The sequence below is a fragment of the Nonomuraea fuscirosea genome, from assembly GCF_003001935.1.
Classification (GTDB): Bacteria; Actinomycetota; Actinomycetes; order Streptosporangiales; family Streptosporangiaceae; genus Nonomuraea; species Nonomuraea fuscirosea.
Window position 1 is genome coordinate 20,242 of record NZ_PVNG01000026.1, and the last position, 22,089, is coordinate 42,330.

24 protein-coding genes are annotated in these 22,089 nt (G+C 70.2%); 13 read left to right on the plus strand and 11 right to left on the minus strand.

Annotation, left to right across the window (positions count from 1 at the left end; genetic code table 11):
* Nucleotides 1-7: 7 nt before the first annotated feature.
* From B0I32_RS45165 to B0I32_RS45180, 4 genes are read left to right on the plus strand one after another with little or no spacing between them, the layout of a single operon-like run.
* Complete coding sequence (locus tag B0I32_RS45165) at nt 8-991, plus strand: ABC transporter permease (protein ID WP_106250272.1); 984 nt, start codon at nt 8-10, stop codon at nt 989-991.
* Nucleotides 991-1,902: an ABC transporter permease gene (locus tag B0I32_RS45170; protein WP_106250273.1), complete on the plus strand. Its 912-nt coding sequence runs from the start codon at nt 991-993 to the stop codon at nt 1,900-1,902. Before B0I32_RS45165 ends, B0I32_RS45170 begins: the two co-directional genes overlap by 1 nt.
* Nucleotides 1,899-3,974, plus strand: coding sequence for a dipeptide ABC transporter ATP-binding protein (locus B0I32_RS45175; protein WP_106250275.1), 2,076 nt, complete (start codon nt 1,899-1,901; stop codon nt 3,972-3,974). Before B0I32_RS45170 ends, B0I32_RS45175 begins: the two co-directional genes overlap by 4 nt.
* Nucleotides 3,975-4,005: 31 nt before the next feature.
* Entirely contained in the window at nt 4,006-5,700 is a 1,695-nt protein-coding gene (locus tag B0I32_RS45180; RefSeq protein ID WP_245956468.1) for an ABC transporter family substrate-binding protein, read from the plus strand.
* Between the two features lie 28 nt (nt 5,701-5,728).
* Here B0I32_RS45180 and B0I32_RS45185 read toward each other — a convergent pair whose 3' ends face one another.
* Both B0I32_RS45185 and B0I32_RS45190 read right to left on the minus strand, forming a co-directional pair.
* A complete protein-coding gene (locus B0I32_RS45185; protein ID WP_106250277.1) occupies nt 5,729-5,980 on the minus strand; it encodes a hypothetical protein in 252 nt (83 codons plus the stop codon).
* 95 nt (nt 5,981-6,075) lie between these two features.
* Nucleotides 6,076-7,173, minus strand: a complete 1,098-nt coding sequence (locus B0I32_RS45190) for an MFS transporter (RefSeq protein WP_106250279.1) — start codon at nt 7,171-7,173, stop codon at nt 6,076-6,078.
* 80 nt (nt 7,174-7,253) lie between these two features.
* Here B0I32_RS45190 and B0I32_RS45195 point away from each other — a divergent pair, with 80 nt between their 5' ends.
* From B0I32_RS45195 to B0I32_RS58330, 3 genes are all read left to right on the plus strand, one after another.
* Nucleotides 7,254-7,703 (plus strand): hypothetical protein, encoded by a 450-nt coding sequence (locus tag B0I32_RS45195; RefSeq protein WP_106250280.1) that lies wholly within the window; start codon nt 7,254-7,256, stop codon nt 7,701-7,703.
* Nucleotides 7,704-7,804: 101 nt separating this feature from the next.
* On the plus strand, nt 7,805-8,248 hold the full coding sequence (locus tag B0I32_RS45200) for a carboxymuconolactone decarboxylase family protein (RefSeq protein WP_106250282.1): 444 nt from the start codon (nt 7,805-7,807) through the stop codon (nt 8,246-8,248).
* A gap of 333 nt (nt 8,249-8,581) precedes the next feature.
* Nucleotides 8,582-8,743: a hypothetical protein gene (locus tag B0I32_RS58330; protein ID WP_245956469.1), complete on the plus strand. Its 162-nt coding sequence runs from the start codon at nt 8,582-8,584 to the stop codon at nt 8,741-8,743.
* Nucleotides 8,744-8,757: 14 nt separating this feature from the next.
* On the opposite strand, the gene B0I32_RS45205 is transcribed toward B0I32_RS58330, so the two are convergent.
* A complete protein-coding gene (locus B0I32_RS45205) occupies nt 8,758-9,378 on the minus strand; it encodes a pyridoxamine 5'-phosphate oxidase family protein (RefSeq protein ID WP_106250283.1) in 621 nt (206 codons plus the stop codon).
* Between the two features lie 25 nt (nt 9,379-9,403).
* Nucleotides 9,404-9,931, minus strand: coding sequence for a winged helix-turn-helix transcriptional regulator (locus B0I32_RS45210; RefSeq protein WP_181308488.1), 528 nt, complete (start codon nt 9,929-9,931; stop codon nt 9,404-9,406).
* A gap of 46 nt (nt 9,932-9,977) precedes the next feature.
* Here B0I32_RS45210 and B0I32_RS45215 point away from each other — a divergent pair, with 46 nt between their 5' ends.
* Nucleotides 9,978-11,327 carry an MFS transporter gene (locus B0I32_RS45215; RefSeq protein WP_181308490.1) on the plus strand — a complete coding sequence of 450 codons (1,350 nt, stop codon included), beginning with the start codon at nt 9,978-9,980 and terminating at the stop codon, nt 11,325-11,327.
* Between the two features lie 5 nt (nt 11,328-11,332).
* Here the strand turns inward: B0I32_RS45215 and B0I32_RS45220 are convergent, their stop codons facing one another.
* Nucleotides 11,333-12,418, minus strand: coding sequence for a PrsW family intramembrane metalloprotease (locus tag B0I32_RS45220; RefSeq protein ID WP_106250287.1), 1,086 nt, complete (start codon nt 12,416-12,418; stop codon nt 11,333-11,335).
* Nucleotides 12,419-12,477: 59 nt separating this feature from the next.
* Nucleotides 12,478-13,689, minus strand: coding sequence for an amidohydrolase (locus tag B0I32_RS45225; RefSeq protein WP_106250288.1), 1,212 nt, complete (start codon nt 13,687-13,689; stop codon nt 12,478-12,480).
* Between the two features lie 37 nt (nt 13,690-13,726).
* Between B0I32_RS45225 and B0I32_RS45230 the strand changes: the two genes are divergently transcribed.
* From B0I32_RS45230 to B0I32_RS45240, 3 genes are all read left to right on the plus strand, one after another.
* Nucleotides 13,727-14,125 (plus strand): ester cyclase, encoded by a 399-nt coding sequence (locus B0I32_RS45230; RefSeq protein ID WP_106250290.1) that lies wholly within the window; start codon nt 13,727-13,729, stop codon nt 14,123-14,125.
* Between the two features lie 32 nt (nt 14,126-14,157).
* On the plus strand, nt 14,158-14,688 hold the full coding sequence (locus B0I32_RS45235) for a TIGR03618 family F420-dependent PPOX class oxidoreductase (protein WP_106250291.1): 531 nt from the start codon (nt 14,158-14,160) through the stop codon (nt 14,686-14,688).
* Between the two features lie 174 nt (nt 14,689-14,862).
* Nucleotides 14,863-15,702 carry a glycerophosphodiester phosphodiesterase gene (locus B0I32_RS45240; RefSeq protein ID WP_106250293.1) on the plus strand — a complete coding sequence of 280 codons (840 nt, stop codon included), beginning with the start codon at nt 14,863-14,865 and terminating at the stop codon, nt 15,700-15,702.
* Here B0I32_RS45240 and B0I32_RS45245 read toward each other — a convergent pair.
* Nucleotides 15,681-16,019 carry a hypothetical protein gene (locus B0I32_RS45245; RefSeq protein ID WP_146178548.1) on the minus strand — a complete coding sequence of 113 codons (339 nt, stop codon included), beginning with the start codon at nt 16,017-16,019 and terminating at the stop codon, nt 15,681-15,683. The two genes, B0I32_RS45240 and B0I32_RS45245, sit on opposite strands and share 22 nt — an antisense overlap.
* 237 nt (nt 16,020-16,256) lie before the next feature.
* Here B0I32_RS45245 and B0I32_RS45250 point away from each other — a divergent pair, with 237 nt between their 5' ends.
* Complete coding sequence (locus B0I32_RS45250; protein ID WP_106250296.1) at nt 16,257-16,763, plus strand: methylated-DNA--[protein]-cysteine S-methyltransferase; 507 nt, start codon at nt 16,257-16,259, stop codon at nt 16,761-16,763.
* 117 nt (nt 16,764-16,880) lie between these two features.
* On the opposite strand, the gene B0I32_RS45255 is transcribed toward B0I32_RS45250, so the two are convergent.
* Nucleotides 16,881-17,090 carry a hypothetical protein gene (locus tag B0I32_RS45255; protein WP_106250298.1) on the minus strand — a complete coding sequence of 70 codons (210 nt, stop codon included), beginning with the start codon at nt 17,088-17,090 and terminating at the stop codon, nt 16,881-16,883.
* 106 nt (nt 17,091-17,196) lie between these two features.
* Nucleotides 17,197-17,757 carry a TetR/AcrR family transcriptional regulator gene (locus tag B0I32_RS45260; protein WP_106250300.1) on the minus strand — a complete coding sequence of 187 codons (561 nt, stop codon included), beginning with the start codon at nt 17,755-17,757 and terminating at the stop codon, nt 17,197-17,199.
* A gap of 88 nt (nt 17,758-17,845) precedes the next feature.
* Between B0I32_RS45260 and B0I32_RS45265 the strand changes: the two genes are divergently transcribed.
* The gene (locus B0I32_RS45265) at nt 17,846-18,586 is read left to right on the plus strand and encodes an SDR family oxidoreductase (RefSeq protein ID WP_106250301.1); all 741 of its coding nucleotides are present in this window, start codon (nt 17,846-17,848) and stop codon (nt 18,584-18,586) included.
* 72 nt (nt 18,587-18,658) lie between these two features.
* Here B0I32_RS45265 and B0I32_RS45270 read toward each other — a convergent pair whose 3' ends face one another.
* Complete coding sequence (locus B0I32_RS45270) at nt 18,659-21,475, minus strand: vitamin B12-dependent ribonucleotide reductase (protein ID WP_106250303.1); 2,817 nt, start codon at nt 21,473-21,475, stop codon at nt 18,659-18,661.
* Nucleotides 21,472-21,927, minus strand: a complete 456-nt coding sequence (gene nrdR, locus B0I32_RS45275) for a transcriptional regulator NrdR (RefSeq protein ID WP_090941385.1) — start codon at nt 21,925-21,927, stop codon at nt 21,472-21,474. Before nrdR ends, B0I32_RS45270 begins: the two co-directional genes overlap by 4 nt.
* Nucleotides 21,928-22,089: the final 162 nt, after the last annotated feature.

Here is a 22,089-nt window from a genome sequence, read left to right on the forward strand (position 1 = left end):
TGGGGCGATGGCGGGGTTCCTGGCCCGCAGACTGCTCAACTACGCCGTGCTCGTCGTGCTGGCGGCCAGCCTCGCCTACCTGGTGGCGGCCACGGCTCTCGACCCGCGCTCCAACTACGCCGACCGCACGCCCAAGCCGCCGCCCGCCGCGGTCGACGCCCAGCTCGACGCGCTCAACCTCAACGACAGGACGCCGCTGCTGCAGCGCTACGCCACGTGGGCCGGCGGCGTGCTGCGCGGCGACTTCGGCAAGACGGTCGCGGGCGCGCCGGTCGACGAGGAGCTCAAGCGCCGGATGGGCGTGACGTTCCGGCTGGTCATCCTGGGCCTGCTCTGCGGCAGCCTGCTGGGCGTGTTCGTGGGGGCGCTGGCGGCGGTGCGGCAGTACGGCTGGTTCGACCGGCTCTCGGCCGGGCTGTCGTTCCTGGTGCTGGCCGTGCCGGTGGTCGTGCTGGCCAACATGCTGATCCTGCTGGCGGCGTGGGCCAACCAGAACGTGTTCGGCCGCCAGCTGCTGCTGGTCAGCGGCGAGTACAGCGACGGGCTGGCCACCGGATGGTGGGGTCAGGTGGTGGACCGGCTGCAACACCTCGTGCTGCCGACGATCTCGCTGTCGGTGGGGCTGATCGCGGTCTTCAGCCGCTACCAGCGCAACATGATGCTCGACGTGCTCGGGGCCGACTTCGTCCGCACGGCCAGGGCCAAGGGGCTCAGCCGGCGCCGGGCGCTGACCCGGCACGCGCTGCGCACCGCGATGATCCCGGTCGTCACCTACTTCGCGTTCACGTTCGGGGCGCTGCTGACCGGGGCGACGTTCACGGAGAAGATCTTCGGCTGGCACGGCCTGGGCGAGCAGCTGATCGACTCGATCTTCGGCAACGACGTCAACACGGTCGCCGCCATCTCCCTGCTGGCCGCCGTCGCCGTGCTGCTCGCCGCGCTGGCCGCCGACCTGCTGCACGCCGCGCTCGACCCGAGGGTCCGGGCCTGATGACGCTGTCCGAGGAGGAGCTGGCCGAGGACCTGTCCACCGGCGCGCCGGTCAGGGCGCCGTCGCGGGCGCGGACGGTGGCCGGGCGCTTCTTCCGCTCCCCGCAGGGCGTGATCGGGTTCGCGGTGCTCGCGCTGATGTTCCTGCTGGCCTTCGCGGGGCCGCTGGTCAGCCCGTGGACCTACACCGACAAGGACTTCACCGCGTTCATGCGGCCGCCGTCGTCGCGGCACTGGTTCGGAACGCTCCAAACGGGCTCCGACGTCTTCGCGGTGACGCTGCGCGGCATGCAGAAGTCGCTGGTCGTGGGGCTGCTGGCGGCGCTGGTGTCCACCGCGCTGGCGGCGGTCGTGGGGGCGTTCGCCGGCTACTTCCTGGGCTGGACCGACCGGGTGCTGAGCTGGGTGACGGACCTGCTGCTGGTGCTGCCGGCGTTCCTGGTCCTGGCGATCCTGTCGCCGCTGTTCGGCTCGGGGCAGTGGCCGCTGTTCGTGGTCATGCTGGCGCTGTTCCTGTGGATGGTCACCTCCAAGATCGTGCGGGGGATGGCGATCTCACTGCGCGAGCGGGAGTTCGTCCAGGCCGCCCGCTACATGGGCGTGCCGCCGGTGCGGATCGTCTTCCGCCACGTGATCCCCAACCTGTCGTCGCTGCTGATCGTGGACGCCACGCTCAACGTCAGCAGCGCGATCCTGACCGAGACCTCGCTGTCGTACTTCGGGTTCGGCATCCAGCCGCCCGACGTGTCGTTCGGGACGCTGATCGCCGAGGGGTCGATGACGGCCGTGTACGCGCCGTGGACGTTCTGGTTCGTGGCCGGGCTGCTGGTGATCACCGTGCTCGCGGTCAACCTCGTCGGTGACGCGCTGCGTGACGCCTTCGACCCGACCTCGGCGAGGAGGCCGCGATGAGCCCGGTCCGCGGGGCCGCGGCGAGGCCGGTCAGCGGTGAAGGGGGCGTGGGTGCCCCGGTGCTCGAGGTCAGCGACCTGACCGTGTCGTTCGGCGGCGTACGCGCGGTGCGGGGGGTGAGCTACTCCGTACGTCCCGGCGAGGTCCTCGGCATCGTCGGCGAGTCGGGCTCCGGCAAGTCGGTCACCTCGGCCGCCGTGATGGGGCTGCTGCCGCCGGGGGCGCGCGTCACCGGCTCGGTGCGCCTGCACGGCCAGGAGCTGATCGGCGCCCCCGACCGGCGGCTGAACGCCGTCCGCGGCAAGTCGATGTCGATGGTGTTCCAGGACCCGCTCTCCGCGCTCACCCCCGTCTACCGGGTGGGCGACCAGATCGCCGAGGCCGTCCGCGTGCACCAGCGGGTCAGCAGGGAGAGCGCCCTGGTCAAGGCCGTCGAACTGCTCGACCTCGTCGGCATCCCCCACCCGTCCGAGCGGGCGCTGGCCTTCCCGCACGAGTTCTCCGGCGGCATGCGCCAGCGCGTGGTGATCGCGATGGCCATCGCGAACGACCCCGACGTGATCATCTGCGACGAGCCGACCACGGCGCTCGACGTCACCATCCAGGCGCAGGTGCTGGAGGTGCTGAAGCGGGCGCAGGCCAAGACCGGGGCGGCGATCATCATGATCACGCACGATCTCGGCGTGGTGGCCGGGTTCGCGGACCGGGTGCTGGTGATGTACGCCGGCCGCCCGGTCGAGGTGGGCGACGTGGACGACATCTACTACCGGACGCGGATGCCGTACACGGTGGGCCTGCTCGGGTCGATCCCGCGGGTCGACCGGGGCGCGCGGCAACCGCTCGAACCCATCGAGGGCAACCCGCCCTCGCCCGCCGCGCTGCCGCCCGGGTGCCCGTTCGCGCCGCGCTGCCCGATGCGGATCGACCCGTGCGAAGCGGCCGAGCCGCCGCTGGCGGAGGTCGCCGGCGGGCATCGGGCCGCGTGCATCCGCTGGGAGGAGGTGCGGCCGCGCGGTCCTGCCGTTCCCGAGGATCCCGGCGGGCTTCCGCCCCTGCGGGTGCGCGGTGAGCGGACGGTGCTGGAGGTCAGCAACCTCGTCAAGGAATATCCGCTGCTCAGGGGCGCGGTGTTCAAGCGCAGGGTCGGCACCGTGCACGCGGTGGCCGGCGTCAGCTTCGACCTGCGGCAGGGCGAGACGCTGGGGCTGGTCGGCGAGTCGGGCAGCGGCAAGACGACCACGCTGACGCAGATCCTGGAGCTGACCGCACCGCAGGAGGGCAGCGTCGTCGTGCTCGGCCACGACACCGCCCGCCTGCGCCGCTCCGAGCGCACGGAGATCAGGCGCGACATGCAGGTCGTCTTCCAGGACCCGCTCGCGGCGCTCGACCCGCGCATGACCGTGCACGACATCCTGGCCGAGCCGCTGCGCACGCACGGACGGCCCGGCTCGGCGCGGCGGGTGCGCGAGCTGCTCGCCCTGGTCGGGCTCGACCCCTCCCACGCCGCCCGCTATCCGCAGGACTTCTCCGGCGGGCAGCGGCAGCGCATCGGCATCGCGCGGGCGCTCGCGCTGGAGCCCAGGCTGCTGGTGCTGGACGAGCCGGTCTCGGCGCTCGACGTGTCGATCCAGGCCGGGGTGATCAACCTGCTCGACGCGCTCAGGGCCAGGCTGGGGCTGTCCTACCTGTTCGTGGCGCACGACCTGGCCGTGGTCCGGCACATCGCCGACCGGGTGGCGGTCATGTACCTGGGCAGGATCGCCGAGATCGGCCAGGTCGACGCCGTCTACGGCGCCCCCGCGCATCCGTACACGCAGGCGCTGCTGTCGGCGATCCCGCTGCCCGATCCGGTACGCGAGCGCTCCCGCGCGCGGATCCTGCTCGAAGGCGACCTGCCCAGCCCGGCCCACCCTCCGACGGGCTGCCGATTCCGCACCCGATGCCCCAAGTTCCGTGCCGAGCTCACCGACGCCGAACGCGAGCTGTGCGCCGGCGTCGAGCCCGAGGTGCGGCCGCTGGGGGCGGACCAGGGGGCGGCCTGCCACTACGCAGACAGGCGCGAAGTCGTGTAGACCTCGCTCGATCCAGGAGGAAATCCGCTCGATGAAAGCATCACGTCTAGTCGTGTCCGCCGCGGTGACGGGCTCGCTGCTGCTGGCGGGCTGCGGGAACGTCCGGGGAGGCGGTTCCGGGCTCCGGGACAGCCCTGGGGACGAGCGTACGATCAGGGCCTTCGACATCAACCCGCAGCCGCGCGAGAACGTCAAGGACGGCGGGACGCTGCGCTGGGGCATCAACGAGTTCCCCACGCAGTGGAACAGGAACCAGGTCGACGGCAACCTGGCGATGGCGGCCGTGATCAGCAACGCGCTGCTGCCCGCGCCGTTCGTGTCCAACGAGAAGGCCGAGATCTCGATCGACCGCGACTACGTGCTCAGCGCCGAGGTGAGCGACCAGCGGCCCAAGCAGGTGGTGACGTACACGCTCAACCCGAAGGCGAAGTGGTCGGACGGGAAGCCGATCACGTGGGCCGACTACGAGGCGCAGTGGCGGGCGCTGAACGGGCGCGATCCGGCCTTCCGCATCGCCTCCTCCACCGGCTATCAGGACATCGAGAAGGTGGCGCGGGGCAAGGACGACTTCGAGGTGGTGGTGACGTTCGGCAAGCCGTTCGGTGACTGGCAGGCGCTGTTCGGGCCGCTGCTGCCGGCCGCGACCAACCGCAGCGCGCAGGCGTTCAACAACGCCTGGGTGGACAAGATCCCGGTGACGGCGGGGCCGTTCAAGTTCGGCGGCTTCGACCAGACGGCCAAGACGATCACGCTGGTACGGGACGACGCCTGGTGGGGCAACCGCGCCAAACTGGACAAGATCATCTATCGCGCGTCGGAGCAGGACTCGCTGATCGGCGCGTTCGGCAACGGCGAGCTCGACATCATCGACGTGGGCCCGTCCGCGCCCGGCTACGCCCGCGCCAAGTCCACCGTGGGCGCCCAGGTGCGTCAGGCCGCCGGGCCGGACTTCCGCCACTTCACCTTCAACGGCGCCAGTGAGCTGCTCAAGGACCGCAACGTCCGCCAGGCCGTGCAGCTCGGCATCAACCGCCAGGCCATCGCCCAGTCCGACCTCCAGGGCCTCGACTGGCCGATCGCGCTGCTGAACAACCACTTCTTCATGAACACCCAGGAGGGCTACCAGGACAACGCCGGAGCCCTCGGCGCCTACAACCCCGAGCGGGCCAAGCAGCTGCTGGACGCGGCCGGCTGGAAGCTCAACGGAACCGTCAGGCAGAAGCACGGCAAGCCACTCGACCTGCGCTTCGTGGTGCCGTCAGGGGTGCAGATCAGCAAGGCCGAGGGTGAGCTGGCGCAGAGCATGCTCGCCCAGATCGGGGTCAAGCTCACCATCAAGGCCGTGCCCAGCGACGACTTCTTCAGCAAGTACGTCATCCCCGGCAACTTCGACATCACGCCCTTCGCCTACATCGGCACGCCCTTCCCCGTCTCCAGCAGCTACGCGATCTACGCCAACGCGGAGGACGGCAAGTCCTGGAACGCGAACTTCGGGCGTACCGGCTCGGCCGAGGTCGACCAGGCCATGAGCCGGGCCGCGCAGAGCCTCGACCCCGTCAGGGCCCGCGCGGCGACGAACGCGGCCGACGCGCTGATCTGGAAGGAGGTCAACGTGCTCCCGCTGTACCAGCGGCCGCAGAACGTGGCCGTACGGGAGACGCTGGCCAACGTGGGCGCCCGCGGCTTCTTCGACCTCCAGTACGAGGACATCGGCTTCACCGGCTGAGCGCCGGCGGGAGGCGGCAGGCGGGGTGTCAGGACGGGGTGCCGGCCATGATGCGGTCGACGAGGCCGCTGTCGCCTTCCTGGCGGGCGCAGTGCGCGCAGCAGTACCAGTGCTCGCCCGCCTGCACGCCGTGCCCGATGACCTTCGTGCCGCAGTGCTCGCAGATGGGCGCCATGGCCTCGATCGCGCACTGGAAGCAGTCGAAGGTGTGCACCGCTCCCTGCGCGTGCACCTCGAACGCCATGTCATAGTCGTTGCCGCAGGTCTCGCAGACAGCCATGATGATCCCCTCACACAGTCGATCCGCCCGAGGGGATACCCGATTCCGGGGTTGTTTTGCCCCAAGAAAGGTCCATATTCCGCCACCCGTCCGGGTCAGCGGCGCTCGACGGCGGAGCGGGCCGCCAGCGGCAGGCCCAGGAGGCCCAGCGCGGCCAGCGCGGCGGGCAGGCCGAGTGCGCCGCTCAGCCCGGCCACGAGCAGCGGGCTGAGCACGAAACCCGTGTAGGAGAGCGTGGACACCCCCCACACCATCGTGCCGCTGGGGTCGTCGGCCGCGGCGCGGCTGAGCAGGGCGGGCACCATCGGGCCGAGGGCCAGCCCGGTCAGCGCGAACCCGGCCAGCGAGACCGCGACGCCTCCCCCGAGCCCCGCCAGGGCGATGCCGGCGCCGCCGCCGAGCCCGGCCACCAGGCAGAGCACCCTGAGCGACGTCCTGGGCAGCGCCTGGACGATCAGCCGGCCCGCCGTCAGCGCCGCCATGTAGACCGAAGGGGCGGCGCTGGCGACCAGCGGCGTGGCGCCCCGGTGCTCCTCCAGGAGCAGGACCGACCACTGCTCGACCGAGTTCTCGATGATCAGGACGCAGGCGGCCAGCGCCCCCAGCACGATCACGGCGCCCCACAACTTCCGCCGGTCCGTCCCGGTGACGGATGGTTCGGGCAGGCCGCGGCCCAGGCGCAGCGCGAGCGGGGTCAGCGCGGTGGCGGCCACCAGCAGGGCGACCACGACCAGCACCGTGCCGACGCCGAGGCCGTACGAGCGGGCCAGGCCGGTGAGCGGGGCCGCCGCGATGACCGCGACCGGGAAGGCGGCGTGCACCGGCTGGAAGAGCCGGCGGCCGCTCTCCCGCTCGGCGCGGCCCGTGGCCAGGTTCAGCGCGATGTCGAGGGCACCGCTGAACGCTCCCACCAGCAGCAGCGCCAGTGCGAGCTGCCAGGCGGTGCCGGCCAGGCCGATGGCGGCGACGGCGAGCGCGAACAGGCCCGTGGCCGCCATCAGGGAGACCCGTTCCCTGCCTCTGGCCAGCCGACCGGTCAGCGCCATCGCGGGCAGGGCCCCGACCGGCACGGCGCTGAGCGCCAGCCCCAGCTCGCCCGCCGAGATCCCCAGCTCCAGCTTGACGGCGGGCAGCAGGGCCGACCACGACCCCCAGAACACCCCCCAAACCGCACAGACCGCGATCAGCGGCATTTACCCGCACCCCTTGATATTTCGGTCAAGTCACAGTAAAGATCGTCCTTGCCCTTATTACCCCCTTTGAAGGGACGCTCGTGCTCCTCCGTACGGTCATCGCGGCCAGCCTGGTCGCCGCCGGGATCGCCGCCACCCCCTCCGCCGCGTACGCCGCCTCGGCCGCGTACAGCCCGGAAAGGGTCTGTGGCAAGGGCTTCCACCGGGTCAAGGACGGCCACCGGGCGATGCGGACCTCCAGAGGGGCCGTGTTCGGGCACGTGTACCTGATGTACAGCAAGCGCAGCGGCAAGAACTGCGTCGCCGCGATCAAGACGAGGTACACCGGCACCCGTACCCTCACCGGCGCCTCCATAGAAGTCAGGGGCGGCGGCCGGAGCGAGGACCAGCAGAGGTACCGCTACTACGCCGAGACCGGGCACATCCAGGGCGCCTGGAAGTGCGTGCGCTACGCCGGCTGGACCCGCGATCCGCGTGGCCGCGTCGAGGCGTCGGGCGGGCGCGCGAACTGGGGCAACTGCCGGGGCTGATCAGGGGTAGGGGTCTTGGGACGAACCTTTTTCGCCGGAGCCGTCACAACGGGACGCGCTGTCCTGTCCTAGCTGGCATCGACGAGAATACGGAGGTTCCCATGAGTCAGAGGGTCGACGTCTCCAAGCACGTTCCCGAGATCTACCGCCACTTCTTCGCGGTGGAGAAGCTGCTGCACGACAGCGAGGTGCCCGCCGCCACCCTGGAGCTGGTCAAGCTGCGGGCCAGCCAGATCAACGGCTGCGCCTACTGCGTCGACATGCACAGCAAGGACATGAAGAAGGCCGGCGAGAGCGACGAGCGGCTGTGGATGGTGGCGGCGTGGCGGGAGGCCACGGTGTTCACCCCGGCCGAGCGCGCCGCGCTGGCGCTGACGGAGGAGGCGACCAGGATCGCCGACCGCGCCCTCGTGCCGGACGACGTCTGGCGCCGCGCGGCCGAGTTCTACAGCGAGGAGCAGCTCGCGGTGCTGGTCGTGGCCATCGCCATGATCAACACGTGGAACCGGATCAACGTGACCGCGCGGGTCTCGCCGCCGGTGTGAACCTCGCGGAGTCCGCAGAAATACATTGAGTGGACGCCCGGGCCCGGTTAGGTTGACGCGCATGGCGGGTGCCGACCGCCCGCCATGCCGTCGCCCGGACGGCGCGCCGAGAATGGCGCGGCGCGGAAGGGGGAATCCACATGAAACGCGTCAGAATCAGGAAGTCGGCCGCGAGACGGCGGCATCGGCTGACGGTCGAGCTGGATCTGCGTTCGCCGTCGGGCCGCAGACTTCCCTACTGAGGTGCTCCTTACACCGAACTTACGGGGGTATCTGTAGATAACATAGGTAACAAGAACATCACGGGGGCGCACGATGAAGAGGCTTGTGGCAGTGCCGCCACACATCGCCAGGCACAAGATCCGCGACATCCGCTCAGTGGATCGCCGCAAGCAACCCGCCGAGCCGGCGACGACCGAGCCGGTGGTCGATCTGCGCGCCTACGCGGGCAGGAACGTCATCCGCTTCCCCGGCGGCCCCACTCCGGCCGCCTGAGGTAGCAGGCGGGGTTAGCGGTACAGGCGCTTGCCGTACGCCTCGCCGTAGTAGGTTTCGAGCTCTTCGAGGCTCTCTTCCACCTTCTGCACTTCCTTGATCAGCTTGGCCTGGGACGGCAGCGTGTCGGTGGTCCAGCTGTCCGGCTTCCACAGGGACGAGCGCAGGAACGCCTTGGCGCAGTGGAAGAAGATCTGCTCGATCTCGACCACGAGCGCCAGGTGCGGCCGGTGCCCCTTGACGATCATCTCGTCGAAGAACGGCGCCTCGCGCACGAGCCGGGCCCGGCCGTTGACGCGCAGCGTCTCGTTGCGGCCGGGGATCAGGAAGATCAGCCCGACGTGCGGGTTCTTCAGCACGTTGACGAATCCGTCCGCCCTGCGGTTGCCGGGACGGTCCGGGATCGCGATCGTGGTGTCGTCGATGACGTGCACGAACCCGGCCGGGTCACCCTTGGGCGAGACGTCGCAGGAGCCGTCGGAGCCGGACGTGGCGATGAGGCAGAACGGCGAGGCCGCCAGCCACTCCCGGTCGCGCTCGTGCAGGCGGGGCCGATCCTTGGTCGCGGCCCTCGGCATGACCTCGCCGAGCAGCTCGCGCAGCTCGGCCTCCGACTCGATCTCTGCCCAGCTCATGCGATCTCCATTCGGGGTGTTTCACCTATCTTGTCAGGATCGGAGCGAGCAGCCGATGGGGTTTTCGCAGGGCGAGACTCACCTGGTCCCGACGCATGTCGTCGCACAGCCCGGGGCCGGGACGCACCTCGACCTCCTCGATCGGCACGCTCCTGCGGCAGGTGGCGCAGAACGACACGGCGTCGAGCCTGGTGTCGCAGGTCGCGTGGTGGAACAGCCGGCGCGGGCCGTTCCCGGCGAGGTGGCGTTCGCCCCACTGGCCCAGTGACAGCACGGGGATCCAGAGCTCGCGGCCGACCGGCGTCAGGACGTATTCGTCGCGCGGGGGCGCGTCCTGGTAGCGGCGTCGTTCGAGCAGGCCGGCCGCGACGAGCGCCGACAGCCGCTGGGACAGGACGGCCTTGGGGATGTCGAGGTGGGCCTGGAAGTCGGCGAAGCGGCGCACGCCGTACATGGCGTCGCGGATCACCAGCAGCGTCCACCGCTCGCCGATCACTTCCAGGGCACTGGCCAGTGAGCAGTCCTGGCCGTCGTAGTTCTTGCCGAGCGCCATGGACCCCATGCTAGTTCATTCATTGAACCGTGGTAGCGTGCGCGGCATGAGTTCAATGACCGAACCGACGACGGCGCCCGCGCGCACGCTCGCCGTGGCCTCGTCGGCGCCGCTGCTGGTGCTGACCTGTTTCACGCTGCCGATGGTGACGCTGCCGCAGATCTCCCGCTCGCTCGGCGCCGGTCCGACGGGTCCCGTGTGGATCCTGGGCTCGATCGCGCTCGGGCTCTCCTCGCTGCTGCTGGTCGCCGGCGGTCTGGCCGACGACTACGGGCGCAGGCGGGTGCTGGTGGCGGGCACGGGCGTACTGGCCGCCGCGAGCGTGGCGGCGGCGTTGAGCGCGAACGTCGCCGTGTTCGTGGCGGCCAGGCTGGTGCAGGGCGGGGCGAGCGCGGCGATGCTGGCCGCCAGCCTCGGGATCGTGGGGCACGCCTATCCGGCGGGGCCCGAGCGGGTGCGGGCCACCGGGCGGTACGGGGCCATGATCGGGCTGGGCACGCTGGCCGGGCCGCTGGTGGCGGGGCTGGGGGCCTCCGTGGTGAGCTGGCGGGCGACGTACTGGCTGATGGGGTTGTGCGCGCTGCTGCTGGCGCTCGCCTCGGCGCGGGTTTTGGAGGAGTCGGGCTCGGCGGCGCCGCGCCGGTTCGACCTGCCGGGAGTGGTGCTGCTCAGCCTGGGCGTGGCGGCGCTGGTCGCGGGGGTGACCGAGGGGCGGACGGGGTGGTCGCGGCCGGTCGTGCTGGGGGCGTTCGTCCTGGCCGCGGTGCTGATCGCGGCCTTCGTGGCGGTGGAACGGCGGCGGCCGGAGCCGCTGCTCGACCTGCGGCTGTTCGGGCGGCCGGAGTTCCTGGTGGCGACCGGGGGCGCGCTGGTCGTGGGGGCGGCCGTGGTCGGGCTGCTCGGCTACCTGCCGACCGTGCTGGAGGCGGCCCACGGGCTGACGCCGCTGGAGACGGGGCTGCTGCTGGGTGTCTGGGCGGCGGTGTCGTTCGTGTCGTCGCTGCTGACCCGGCACGTACGGCTGGGCACGGCCACGCGGCTGGCCCTCGGGCTCGGGCTCAGCGCGGCCGGGTTCACCGGGCTGGTGGCGACCGGCGCGTCACTGTCACTGCCGCCGGTCGTCGCCGGGCTGGTGGTGAGCGGCGTGGGGTCGGGGCTGATCAACTCCTCGATCACGCATCTGGCCATCGAGAGCGTGCCCGCGCACCGGGTCTCCATGGGGTCGGGAGCGAACAACACCGCCCGGTATGTCGGCTCCTCTCTGGGTGCGGCCGGGGTGGCGGCGGTCGTCGGGGGCTTCGGGCTGGCGCAGGGCACGGCCATCGCGGTCGCGGCCTGCGCGACGCTCACAGCCGTAGCGGCCCTCGCCGCCCTGCTCGTCCGTTCCCAGGGCTAGGACTTTCACCAGCGGCGGGACTGGGCCATCGCGCCGAGGAGGGCGTCGCGTTCCAGCGCGAACCTGCGCGCATCCATCCCCTGGCGCTCGGCCCGCAGGTGCAGCAGGGTCAGCTCGGTCGCCGCCTGCTGGTAGTCGCCCATCGCCCGGCCGAGCCCCGCTCCCCTGGCCCACTTGCGGGCCGCCTTGCGCGCGGGCAGCGTGGTCAGCATCCGGACGTCGGCGTCGGTGACCAGCCCGGTCTGCTGGTAGGCGGGCAGGTAGTAGGCCATCCTGGCGACGAGGTGCCGGCGTTCGACGACGGTCACCACGATGAGCAGCACCAGCGCCGCCATGATCACCAGGTAGGCGCCACCCAGCCAGGACAGCGAGTTGGTGGTGGCGGCGCCGTTCCACAGCCCGTGCAGGAAGACCGCGCCGCAGTAGCCGAGCGGGATCGCGGCGTACCTGAACGCCGTGCGCCGGGTCAGCGCGTACGCGACGCCGAGCCCGATCATGGAGGTGTAGATCGGATGGCCGAGCGGGTCGATCAGCCCGCGCAGCACGAAGAGCTGGACCGCGCCGCTCGCGCCGTCCTCCCCGAACGCGAGCAGGTAGTAGCCCACGTTCTCCACGGCCGCGAAGCCGAGGCCGGCCATGGAGGCGTAGACGATGCCGTCGGTCAGGCCGTCGATCTCGATCCGGCGGCGGAGCAGGAGCAGCAGGGCCGAGCCCTTCAGCGCCTCCTCGATCACCGGCGCCAGCACGACGGTGCCGATGTTCTCGACCGCGGACGACGCGTAGCCGGCCCGCAGGAACAACTGCTGGCCGGCCAGCGTCAGCGCGATCCCCGCCACGATGGCCACCCCCGCGCCCCACGCGAAGGCGAAGGCGAGGTTGAGCTTCGGCTCGGGTTCGAGCCGGTCGAGCGAGAGCACGGCCGCGAGCAGCACCGGCAGGGGCGCCACGGCCAGCAACGCGGACAGGCCGAACCCGACGGGACCCCCGGCGAGCAGCATGACGGCCAGCACGATCAGGGCGAGGAGACCGGAGACGACCAGTCCGATCAGCAAGGCTTTACTGGGACGCTGGACGAGCAACGGAGCAGTCATGGTGGTGCCTCTTTTCCCCTCGGCTCCGCCCACTATGCGTGCCGCGCATCTACAGCCGCTTAACGATCGCTTGATTCGCGGTAGTACGGGTCCGCCACCACGGGCTCACCCTCGGTGTAGGCGTACACCTCCCGGCCGGAGACGAACACCTTCAGCGCCCGGCTCATGACGTCCAGCGGATCGCCGGACCAGATGACCACGTCACCGTCGAGCCCCGGCCGCAGCGCGCCGACCCGGTCGTCCAGGCCCATGATCCGGGCCGGGTTCACGGTGATCGAGCGCAGCGCCTCGTCGCGGTCGAGCCCCTCCTTGACCGCGAGCGTGGCCTGGTGGACGAGGAAGTGGATGGGCACCACGGGATGGTCGGTGGTGATCGCCAGCTCGACCCCGGCGCGCGCCAGGATGCCCGGGTTGCGCAGGCTGCGCTGCCGCAGCTCGACCTTCGACCGGCTGGTGAACAGCGGGCCGATGATCACCGGAACGTTCCGCTCGGCCAGCGTGTCGGCCAGCAGGTGCCCCTCCGTGCCGTGGTTGATCACCAGGCGGTAGCCGAACTCGCCGGCCAGCCTGAGCGCGGTGGCGATGTCGTCGGCGCGGTGGGTGTGCTGGCACCACGGCAGCTCGCCGTCCAGCACGCGGACCAGGACCTCCAGCGTGCCGTCACGGTCGAACGGCTTGCCCTCGGCCTCGGCGGCCGACCTCTTCGCCTTGTAGTCCTGCGCCTTCATGAACGCGTCGCGGATCACGGCGGCCACGCCCTGGCGGGTGGAGGGCAGCTTCTTCTGGTCGCCGTACACGCGCTTGGGGTTCTCGCCGAGCGCGCTCTTGACGCTCACCGGCTCGCGCAGCAGCATCTCGTCCACGGACCTGCCCCAGCACTTGATCGCGACCGTCTGGCCGCCGATCGGGTTGCCGGAGCCCGGCTTGATCACGGCGGTCGTCACGCCGCCCGAGAGCGCGTCGCCGAAGGCGAGGTCGGCCGGGTTGATGGCGTCCAGCGCGCGCAGGCGGGCGCCGTTGGGGTCGGTCATCTCGTTGGTGTCCTGGCCGGCCCAGCCCTCGGCCTCCTCGTAGACGCCGAGGTGGCCGTGGGCCTCGACGAAGCCGGGCAGCACCCAGCCGCCCGCGGCGTCGACGACCGTGGTTCCCTCGGGGACGGCCACGTCCCGGCCGACCGCGGTGATCTTCCCGTCCTGGATGAGGACGGTTCCACCGTCGATGGGGTCGCCGTCGACGGGTACGACATATCCGCTGGTAATAGCAAGATTCATGACTCGTAACCTATCGGGGAGCGGGTAGCGGCCTACCATGACCTCACATCTGTACCGCCGATGGCTGCTCGAACTCTGGAACGGCGACTTCGGCCTGGCCCGCGAACTGGTCACCCCGTCCTTCGCCGGTCACTGGCCCGGCATGGAGGTGTCCGGGCCGGAAGGGCTGATCGAGGCGCTGGAGCAGGCGCACGCGCCGTTCGCCGACGTCAAGGTCGGCCTGGACGTGGGACCGATCGAGGACGGCGACCTGGTGTCGGCGCGGTGGACCTTCGCGGGGACGTACCGGGGCGGGCTGCCCGGGGCGACGGCGGCGGAGGGGACCAGGATCGCGTTCAGCGGTCACGACATCCTGCGGGCCGAGGACGGCAGGTTCGCCGAGTACTGGGTGATCTCGGATGCCCAGACCTTCATGCGACAGCTCGGTATAGGTTGATATTTCCTGATTTCTGAGCACGAGGGTGGTGCATGTCCTCCGAGATCCACGGCCCCGGCGCGGGCCCGGCCTCACGACCGCTGGGGGACGGGGAGCTGACGGGCCTGCTGGCCAAGCAGCAGTTCGGCGCGCTGTCCACCAACAAGGGCGGCGGGGACCCGCAGCTGTCCACCGTGCTCTACACCTGGGACCCCGAGCAGCGCGTCGTGCGGATCTCCTCCATGGCCGACCGGCTCAAAGTCCGCCAGTTGCACGAGGACCCGCGCTGCGCGCTCTACGTGGCCAGCGACGACTTCTGGTCGTACGCCGTGGCGGAGGGCCTGGCGGAGCTGTCGCCGGTGACCGCCGAACCGGGTGACGAGGTGGGCCTCGAACTGCTGTCCATGCGGCCGTCGTTCGCCGCGCCCGCCGACGCGCAGGCGTTCCTGCGGCAGATGGTGGCGGACCGGCGGCTGGTGATCAGGCTCCGAGTCTCGAACCTGTACGGCACCGCTCTGTCCGGCCTGCCCGATCAGCCCGGCCTGCCCGACCTTCCTGGCCTGTCGGGCTTGTCCGGCGGGTGAGGCCGCGGCGGGCGCCGTCGTCCGCCTGATCACCGGCTTTCCGCCTCGGCCCGGCGGCGCCGCCGCGTGTCGAATGCTCACCCGCACGGCATCCCAGGGCTACTCTTCTCTCAACTTCACGTCACGAGACGTTGTCATCGTCGAGTCGTTGTCTCTCCCCAGTTGAGGAGACCCATGTTCAGGCGACTCGCCGTCACCGTCTCGACCTGCCTCGCCCTGCTGACCACCGCCACCGCCCTGCCCGCCCAGGCGGACACCACCACGGGCGCTCCCGTCGTCGTGGCCCACCGCGGCGCCTCGGCCTACGCCCCCGAGAACACCATCGCCGCCTTCGAGCTGGCCGCCGAGATGGGCGCCGACATGTTCGAGCTCGACGTCCAGGAGACCAAGGACCACGAGCTGGTCCTGATGCACGACACGACCCTGACCAGGACGACCGACGCGGAACAGGTCTTCCCCGGCTCCTCCCCCTGGAACGTCGGCGACCTCACCCTCGCCCAGATCCGCCGCCTGGACGCCGGTTCGTGGCGGTCCGGCGAGTACGACGGCGAGCGCGTCCCCACCCTCGCCGAGGCCCTGCGCGTGATGAGCGGCTCCGGGCTGGGGCTGCTGCTCGAAGTCAAGTCACCCGAGCTCTACCCCGGCATCGAGGCCCGCATCGCCGACGAACTGCGGCGTTCCCCCTGGTGGCTGGAGCCGGGCCGGCTGGTGGTGCAGTCGTTCGACTGGGACGCGATGCGCACCTTCGCCCGGCTGCTGCCCGAGGCGCCGATCGGGCTGCTCGGCACGCCGTCCGCCGGGCAACTGCCCGCCCTGGCGACGTTCGCCGACCACATCCACCCGCCGTACGCCACACTCACGGCCGCGTACGTGCGCCGCGTCCACTCCCTCGGCATGACCGTCCTCACCTGGACCGTCGACAGCCCCGCGGCCATGCGCCTCATGCTCTCCCACGGGGTGGACGGCATCATCACCAACAAGCCGGACGTCCTCTACGACCTGATCAGCGCCTGACCCGGCCTGGCCCGGTCCCACGCCTGCCGCAGCGCCACCCAGAACACCACCGCGTAGCCGGCGAACACCCCCAGCAGCAGCACCATCAACGCCCGTTCCGGCAGCCCGGTCGCGTCCATGGCGTAGTCGATCACGGCCACGTAGTCGCGTTCGGCCCAGTGCCAGATCACGTACACGAAGAGCTGCGACAACGGGCTCACCGCGAACGCGGTCACGGCCACCGTCACGAGCAGCCGCGCCACCGCCACCATCGCCAGCCGGTGCACCCCGTACAGCAGCGCGCCGGACAGCACGGCGTACACCGCGATTCGCCTCATGAACCGGAGCATGACCCGGCACGCTCCTCCCTATCCACCCACTGTCCGCTCCCGGACATCCCTCTCATCCCGCAGCAGCCGGACGGGTCCCAGCGCCGGCCGCCATGTACGCCCCGAGCCGCCTGGCGCGATGATCATGTCCGATTTCCGCCAGTCACGACGACCTGCCACCGGCGATGCTGGCCTGATAGGGAACGAATCAGGCCCTAACCTCGCGGAACGAAAGGAGGCGGCACGATGACCCTGACCGGACACAGGACGCACACGGTGGTGGACAGCCCCGTCGGCCCGCTCACCCTCGTCGCGGTCGACGGCACCCTCTCGGGCCTCTACATGCGCCGCCAGCGCCACCGCCCACCCGAGGAGACCTTCGGGGTGCCGGACCCGGAGCCGTTCACCGAGGTCGCGGCCCAGCTCCGGGCCTACTTCGACGGCCGCCTGACCAGCTTCGACCTGCCCCTGGTCTTCGCCGGCACCCCGTTCCAGCGCCAGGTCTGGACGGCCCTGCGGGACATCCCGTACGGCGAGACGATCAGCTACGCCGAACTCGCCACCCGAATCGGCCGCCCGACCGCGTCCCGCGCCGTGGGCCTGGCCAACGGCAAGAACCCGATCGGCATCATCGTCCCCTGCCACCGCGTCATCGGCTCCACCGGCGACCTCACCGGCTACGGCGGCGGCCTCCCGACCAAACGCCACCTCCTCACCTTCGAAGCCGCCACCCTCGGCTCCGCCCTCTTCTGAACCGCCCCTCCTGAACCGCCCAGCCGTCGCCCATCCCACGGTTCATCACAAGATCAGCCGCGACCTGACCCGATACTGGAGCCTTGCACCTCTCAGCGGGTGCCGAGTCGCCCTGAATCAGGTGCCGTCAATCCAGTACTTCTGCAGCCTGGCGACGGCCTCGTCCTTGCTCATCGCCGCCACCGTCATCTCGTCGAGCCCTGCTCTCGAGATCAACATGAAGACGAGATCGGCGGGCAACGCCTCCGGAGGGCAGTTCACCTGACGCCAGCCTTCGATCCAGCAGAAGGAATCGTGCTGAACACGAGTGGGTTGCGGCCGGCTCATCGGACAAGCTCCACCAACCATTCGCGCAACTGATCGTCATCACGCCGCGGAGATCCCCCACGGGATGTTCTGCACCCGGCCCAACGCCGCCGGGCCAAGTCGTCCTTCAAGCAAGGTCCGCACGAGGGCGTAGTCCGTCGAGGATGACGTCGAGCAGGTGGCGGGCTCTGGCGTCCCATTCGTCCTGCTCCAGGCGGGTCAGATAGCCGAGGAGCAGAATGACGTCACGGGCGTCGGCATCGGAGCGGATGACCCCACCGCCCTTGCCGGCGTCGAGGAGCAGGGTCAGCGCGTCACCGATGGGGCCGAGGCTGTGCGCGGACAGGTCGCGCCAGACCGAGGCCTCGATCGCGGCGAAGACTCCGCGTTTGATCCGCGCGTACTCGACCACCCGGTCGAACCAGCGGGCCAGCGCGGTGAGCGGATCATGCTCGGCGAGCAGCGCAGGAGCCGCCGCCACGAGCTCACCGACGTCCTCCCGGTAGACCTCGACGAGGAGATCCTCGCGGGTCGGGAAGTGACGGTAGAGCGTGCCCTGGCCGACTCCCGCCTGTTTGGCGATCCCGTTGAGCTTGATCTCGTCCGCGTCCGCGATGGCCGCTCGTGCGGCTTGGATGATCCGCGCGCGGTTGTCGGCGGCGTCGGCACGGCGGCGGGTGGAGTCCATGGTTCCTCTGCTCGTTCCTCTATGCGGACACGTGTCCGGTAAGCTGTCAAGCATGCGGACACGTGTCCACTTTAATGGAGGGATCCCCATGACAGCCATCGACGGCAAGGTCGTCGCCATCACCGGAGCGAGCAGCGGCATCGGCGAAGCCACCGCGCGTCTGCTCGCCGAGCGAGGTGCGGCCGTCGTCCTAGGTGCCCGGCGGACCCAGCGCCTCGACGAGCTCGCCCAGGACATCCGCGAACGCGGCGGACGGGCCATCGGCTGTGCCACGGACGTCCTCCGGCGGCAGGACCTCGAACGACTCGTCGGCGCGGCCGTGGCGGAGTTCGGCCGGCTCGACGTGCTGGTGGGCAACGCGGGCATCGCCAAGATCGGGCCGGTGGCCGACCTCGACGTCGACGGCTGGTCGGCCATGATCGACGTCAATCTCCGCGGCGTGCTCAACGGCATCGCCGCCGCCCTGCCGGTGTTCCGCCGCCAGGGCCACGGCCATCTGGTGACCACGGTGTCGACCGCCGGCCTGACGATCACTCCCACGATGGCGATCTACGCCGCGACCAAGAACGCCGTCCGTACCCTGCTGGAGGGTCTGCGGCAGGAATCGACCGACGGTGTGCTGCGTACGACGGCCGTGTCGCCGGGCTTCGTCCGCACCGAACTCGCCGGCTCGATCGACGACGCCCAGGTCCGCGAGCAGATCGTGCGCAACATGGGGGAGATCGGCATCGCGCCGGAAGCGGTCGCCCGCGCCATCGCCTTCGCCGTCGAACAGCCCCACGACGTCGAGATCGGCGACATCACCATCCGCCCGACCATCCAAAGCTGACGCCACGAGAGCGGCGGCGCCGATGCGCTCGGCCCCGCCGCTCTCAACAGCAGCCTGGAAAGATGCTCAGCCTCAGCTGCAGCCGCTGGTCGAGCCGCAGCCCTCGCAGACGTAGCAGCTGCCGGCCGGCCGCATCTTCGTGCCGCACGTCATGCACAGCGGCGCGTCCGCCGTGAAGCGCTGGTGGCTCTCCAGGGTCAGCTCCTGGACCGGCTGCTCCTCCGTCTTCGGCTGGGCGGCCTCGATCGGCGCCGACTGGGCCAGGGTCTCCCGGTCCATCGTCTCCTGCAGCGCCGCCGGGTCCTCGCCGCGCTGCTGCGCGGCGCGTTCGGCCGCCGAGAAGATGCCCAGCGCCGCCCGCTCGTCGTAGGGCAGGTGGTCGAGCGCCAGGCGGCGGAAGATGTAGTCCATCACCGAGGTGGCCATCCGGATGTCCGGGTCGTCGGTCATCCCGGCCGGCTCGAAGCGCATGTTGACGAACTTGCTCATGTACGTCTCCAGCGGCACCCCGTACTGGAGCCCTATCGAGATCGCCACCGAGAAGGCGTCCATGACGCCCGCGAGCGTCGAGCCCTGCTTGGACATCTTGAGGAAGACCTCGCCGAGCCCGTCGTCGGGGTAGGACGAGGCGGTCATGTAACCCTTGGCGCCGCCGACCGTGAAGCGGGTGGTCATGCTCGGCCGCTGGTTGGGCATGCGCCGCCGGGTCGGCCGGTTGACCTCGATGACCTTGACCTCGGGCTCCTGCGCCTCCTTGGCCTCCTGCTTCTTGGAGCCGTCGCCGGCCGACAGGGGCTGGCCCACCTTGCAGTTGTCGCGGTAGACGGCCAGCGCCTTGAGGCCGAGCTTCCAGCCCTCCAGGTAGACCTGCTCGATGTCGTCGATGGTGGCCGACTCGGGCAGGTTGACCGTCTTGGAGATGGCTCCGGACAGGAACGGCTGCGTGGCCGCCATCATGCGCACGTGACCCATGGGCGCGATGGCCCGCTCGCCCATCGCGCAGTCGAACACCTCGTAGTGCTCCCTGCGCAGGCCGGGCGCGTCGACGACGTGGCTGTGCTCGCCGATGTACTCGACGATGGCCTCGATCTGCTCCTGCTGGTAGCCGAGCTGCTTGAGCGCGCGCGGGATCGTCTGGTTGACGATCTGCATGGACCCGCCGCCGACGAGCTTCTTGAACTTGACCAGCGCCAGGTCCGGCTCGATGCCGGTGGTGTCGCAGTCCATCATCAGGCCGATCGTGCCGGTGGGCGCGAGCAGGCTGGCCTGGGCGTTGCGGTAGCCGTTCCTCTCGCCCAGCTTGAGGCACTCCGACCACTGCCGCGACGCCTCGTTGTGGATCTTCGCGTCCATGGTGCCGACCGTGCGCAGGTCGTCGTTGGCCGCGGCGTGCTTGCGCATGACGCGCTTGTGCGGCTCGGCGTTCCTGGCATATCCGTCGTACGGGCCCACGACCGCGGCCAGCTCGGCGCTGCGCCGGTAGGACACACCGGTCATCAGGGACGTGATCGCCGCCGCGACGGCCCGGCCGCCGTCGGAGTCGTACGCGTGCCCGGTCGCCATGAGCAGCGCGCCCAGGTTCGCGTAGCCGATGCCGAGCTGCCGGTACGCCCGCGACGTCTCACCGATCTTCTCGGTCGGGAAGTCGGCGAACGTGATCGAGATGTCCATCGCGGTGATGATCAGCTCGGTCAGCTTGACGAAGTCGGCGACGTTGAAGGTGTTGTCGTCCTTCAGGAACTTCAGCAGGTTGATGCTGGCCAGGTTGCAGGAGGAGTTGTCCAGGTGGACGTACTCGCTGCACGGGTTGCTGGCCGTGATCCGCCCCGTCTCGGGGGTGGTGTGCCAGTCGTTGATCGTGTCGTCGTACTGGACACCCGGGTCGGCGCACTCCCAGGCGGCCTTGGCCATCTTGCGGAACAGGTCCTTGGCGTCGACCTTCTCGATGACCTCGCCGGTCAGGCGGGCCCGCAGGCCGAAGTCGCCGCCCTGCTCCACCGCGCGCATGAACTCGTCGGACACGCGGACGGAGTTGTTGGCGTTCTGGTACTGGACGCTGACGATGTCCTTGCCGCCGAGGTCCATGTCGAACCCGGCGTCCCGCAGCGCGCGGACCTTGTCCTCCTCGCGCGCCTTGGTCTCGATGAACTCCTCGATGTCGGGGTGGTCGACGTCGAGCACGACCATCTTGGCCGCCCGGCGCGTGGCGCCGCCCGACTTGATCGTCCCGGCCGAGGCGTCGGCGCCGCGCATGAACGACACCGGCCCGCTGGCCGTGCCGCCGCTGCTGAGCAACTCCTTCGACGAACGGATCCGCGACAGGTTGACCCCCGACCCGGAGCCGCCCTTGAAGATCACGCCCTCTTCCTTGTACCACTCCAGGATCGACTCCATCTGGTCGTCCACGGAGAGGATGAAACACGCGCTGACCTGCTGCGGCGACTGCGTGCCCACGTTGAACCAGACCGGCGAGTTGAACGCGAACACCTGGTGCGCCAGCGCGTGCTTCAACTCGTGGTCGAAGATCTCGGCGTCCTCTTCACCGGCGAAGTAGCCGTTCTCGACGCCGGTTCTGGTGTAGACGCCGACGACCCGGTCGATCAGCTGCTTCAGGCTCCACTCACGCTGCGGCGTGCCCACGGCGCCGCGGAAGTACTTGGTCGTCACGATGTTGGCCGCGTTGACCGACCAGGACTCGGGGAACTCGACACCCCGCTGCTCAAAGTTGACCGACCCGTCGCGCCAGTTCGTCATGACGACGTCGCGGCGCTCCCACTGGATCTCGTCATACGGGTGCACACCGGGCTTGGTGAAGATCCTCTTCATCTTCAGTCCCTTACGCGGACGCTTACCCCCGCGCGCGACTGAACCGCTGGCCGTCTCCGTCATGACTCCCCCTTCTCCGCCTTCAACTGTGAGATCTCGGCCTCGAAGTCCGCCAGGCTCTCGAAACCGCGATATACCGATGCGAACCGCAGGTAGGCCACCTCGTCCAGCTCCCGCAGCGGGCCCAGGATGGCCAGGCCCACCTCGTTGGAGGGGATCTCGGCCGCGCCCTTGGCCCTGATGGCCTCCTCCACCCGCTGCCCGAGCTGCGCCAGCGAGTCCTCGCTGACCGGCCTGCCCTGGCACGCCCGCCGCACGCCCGCGACGACCTTGTCCCGCGAGAACGGTTCCGTGACTCCGCTGCGCTTGCTCACCATGAGCAGTACGGTCTCCTGCGTGGTGAACCTGCGCCCGCATTCGGGACAGGTGCGCCTACGCCGGATGGCCGCGCCGTCGTCCGTGGAGCGGCTGTCGATGACCCTGGTGTCAGGGTGGCGACAGAACGGACAGTGCACGCTTCTCGCCTCCAAGACCTGCGGCCACCACCCGCGCCCTCACCCGCCATGACGGGACGCTCGCGCACACTCCACGGGTGCCCATGGAGCGGTCACAGAAACACAAGGTGTGGTGAACTACATCGGTGTAACTACTAGATGTTGTGGTCCAACCGTAGAAGC

Excerpts from the sequence above, each read along its gene's own strand:
- B0I32_RS45165 (WP_106250272.1), top strand. The coding sequence starts at position 8 with ATGGCGGGGTTCCTGGCCCGCAGACTGCTCAACTACGCCGTGCTCGTC.
- B0I32_RS45170 (WP_106250273.1), top strand. The coding sequence starts at position 991 with ATGACGCTGTCCGAGGAGGAGCTGGCCGAGGACCTGTCCACCGGCGCG.
- B0I32_RS45175 (WP_106250275.1), top strand. The coding sequence starts at position 1,899 with ATGAGCCCGGTCCGCGGGGCCGCGGCGAGGCCGGTCAGCGGTGAAGGG.
- B0I32_RS45180 (WP_245956468.1), top strand. The coding sequence starts at position 4,006 with ATGAAAGCATCACGTCTAGTCGTGTCCGCCGCGGTGACGGGCTCGCTG.
- B0I32_RS45185 (WP_106250277.1), bottom strand. The coding sequence starts at position 5,980 with ATGGCTGTCTGCGAGACCTGCGGCAACGACTATGACATGGCGTTCGAG.
- B0I32_RS45190 (WP_106250279.1), bottom strand. The coding sequence starts at position 7,173 with ATGCCGCTGATCGCGGTCTGTGCGGTTTGGGGGGTGTTCTGGGGGTCG.
- B0I32_RS45200 (WP_106250282.1), top strand. The coding sequence starts at position 7,805 with ATGAGTCAGAGGGTCGACGTCTCCAAGCACGTTCCCGAGATCTACCGC.
- B0I32_RS45205 (WP_106250283.1), bottom strand. The coding sequence starts at position 9,378 with ATGAGCTGGGCAGAGATCGAGTCGGAGGCCGAGCTGCGCGAGCTGCTC.
- B0I32_RS45210 (WP_181308488.1), bottom strand. The coding sequence starts at position 9,931 with ATGGCGCTCGGCAAGAACTACGACGGCCAGGACTGCTCACTGGCCAGT.
- B0I32_RS45215 (WP_181308490.1), top strand. The coding sequence starts at position 9,978 with ATGAGTTCAATGACCGAACCGACGACGGCGCCCGCGCGCACGCTCGCC.
- B0I32_RS45220 (WP_106250287.1), bottom strand. The coding sequence starts at position 12,418 with ATGACTGCTCCGTTGCTCGTCCAGCGTCCCAGTAAAGCCTTGCTGATC.
- B0I32_RS45225 (WP_106250288.1), bottom strand. The coding sequence starts at position 13,689 with ATGAATCTTGCTATTACCAGCGGATATGTCGTACCCGTCGACGGCGAC.
- B0I32_RS45230 (WP_106250290.1), top strand. The coding sequence starts at position 13,727 with ATGACCTCACATCTGTACCGCCGATGGCTGCTCGAACTCTGGAACGGC.
- B0I32_RS45235 (WP_106250291.1), top strand. The coding sequence starts at position 14,158 with ATGTCCTCCGAGATCCACGGCCCCGGCGCGGGCCCGGCCTCACGACCG.
- B0I32_RS45240 (WP_106250293.1), top strand. The coding sequence starts at position 14,863 with ATGTTCAGGCGACTCGCCGTCACCGTCTCGACCTGCCTCGCCCTGCTG.
- B0I32_RS45245 (WP_146178548.1), bottom strand. The coding sequence starts at position 16,019 with ATGAGGCGAATCGCGGTGTACGCCGTGCTGTCCGGCGCGCTGCTGTAC.
- B0I32_RS45250 (WP_106250296.1), top strand. The coding sequence starts at position 16,257 with ATGACCCTGACCGGACACAGGACGCACACGGTGGTGGACAGCCCCGTC.
- B0I32_RS45255 (WP_106250298.1), bottom strand. The coding sequence starts at position 17,090 with ATGAGCCGGCCGCAACCCACTCGTGTTCAGCACGATTCCTTCTGCTGG.
- B0I32_RS45260 (WP_106250300.1), bottom strand. The coding sequence starts at position 17,757 with ATGGACTCCACCCGCCGCCGTGCCGACGCCGCCGACAACCGCGCGCGG.
- B0I32_RS45265 (WP_106250301.1), top strand. The coding sequence starts at position 17,846 with ATGACAGCCATCGACGGCAAGGTCGTCGCCATCACCGGAGCGAGCAGC.
- B0I32_RS45270 (WP_106250303.1), bottom strand. The coding sequence starts at position 21,475 with ATGACGGAGACGGCCAGCGGTTCAGTCGCGCGCGGGGGTAAGCGTCCG.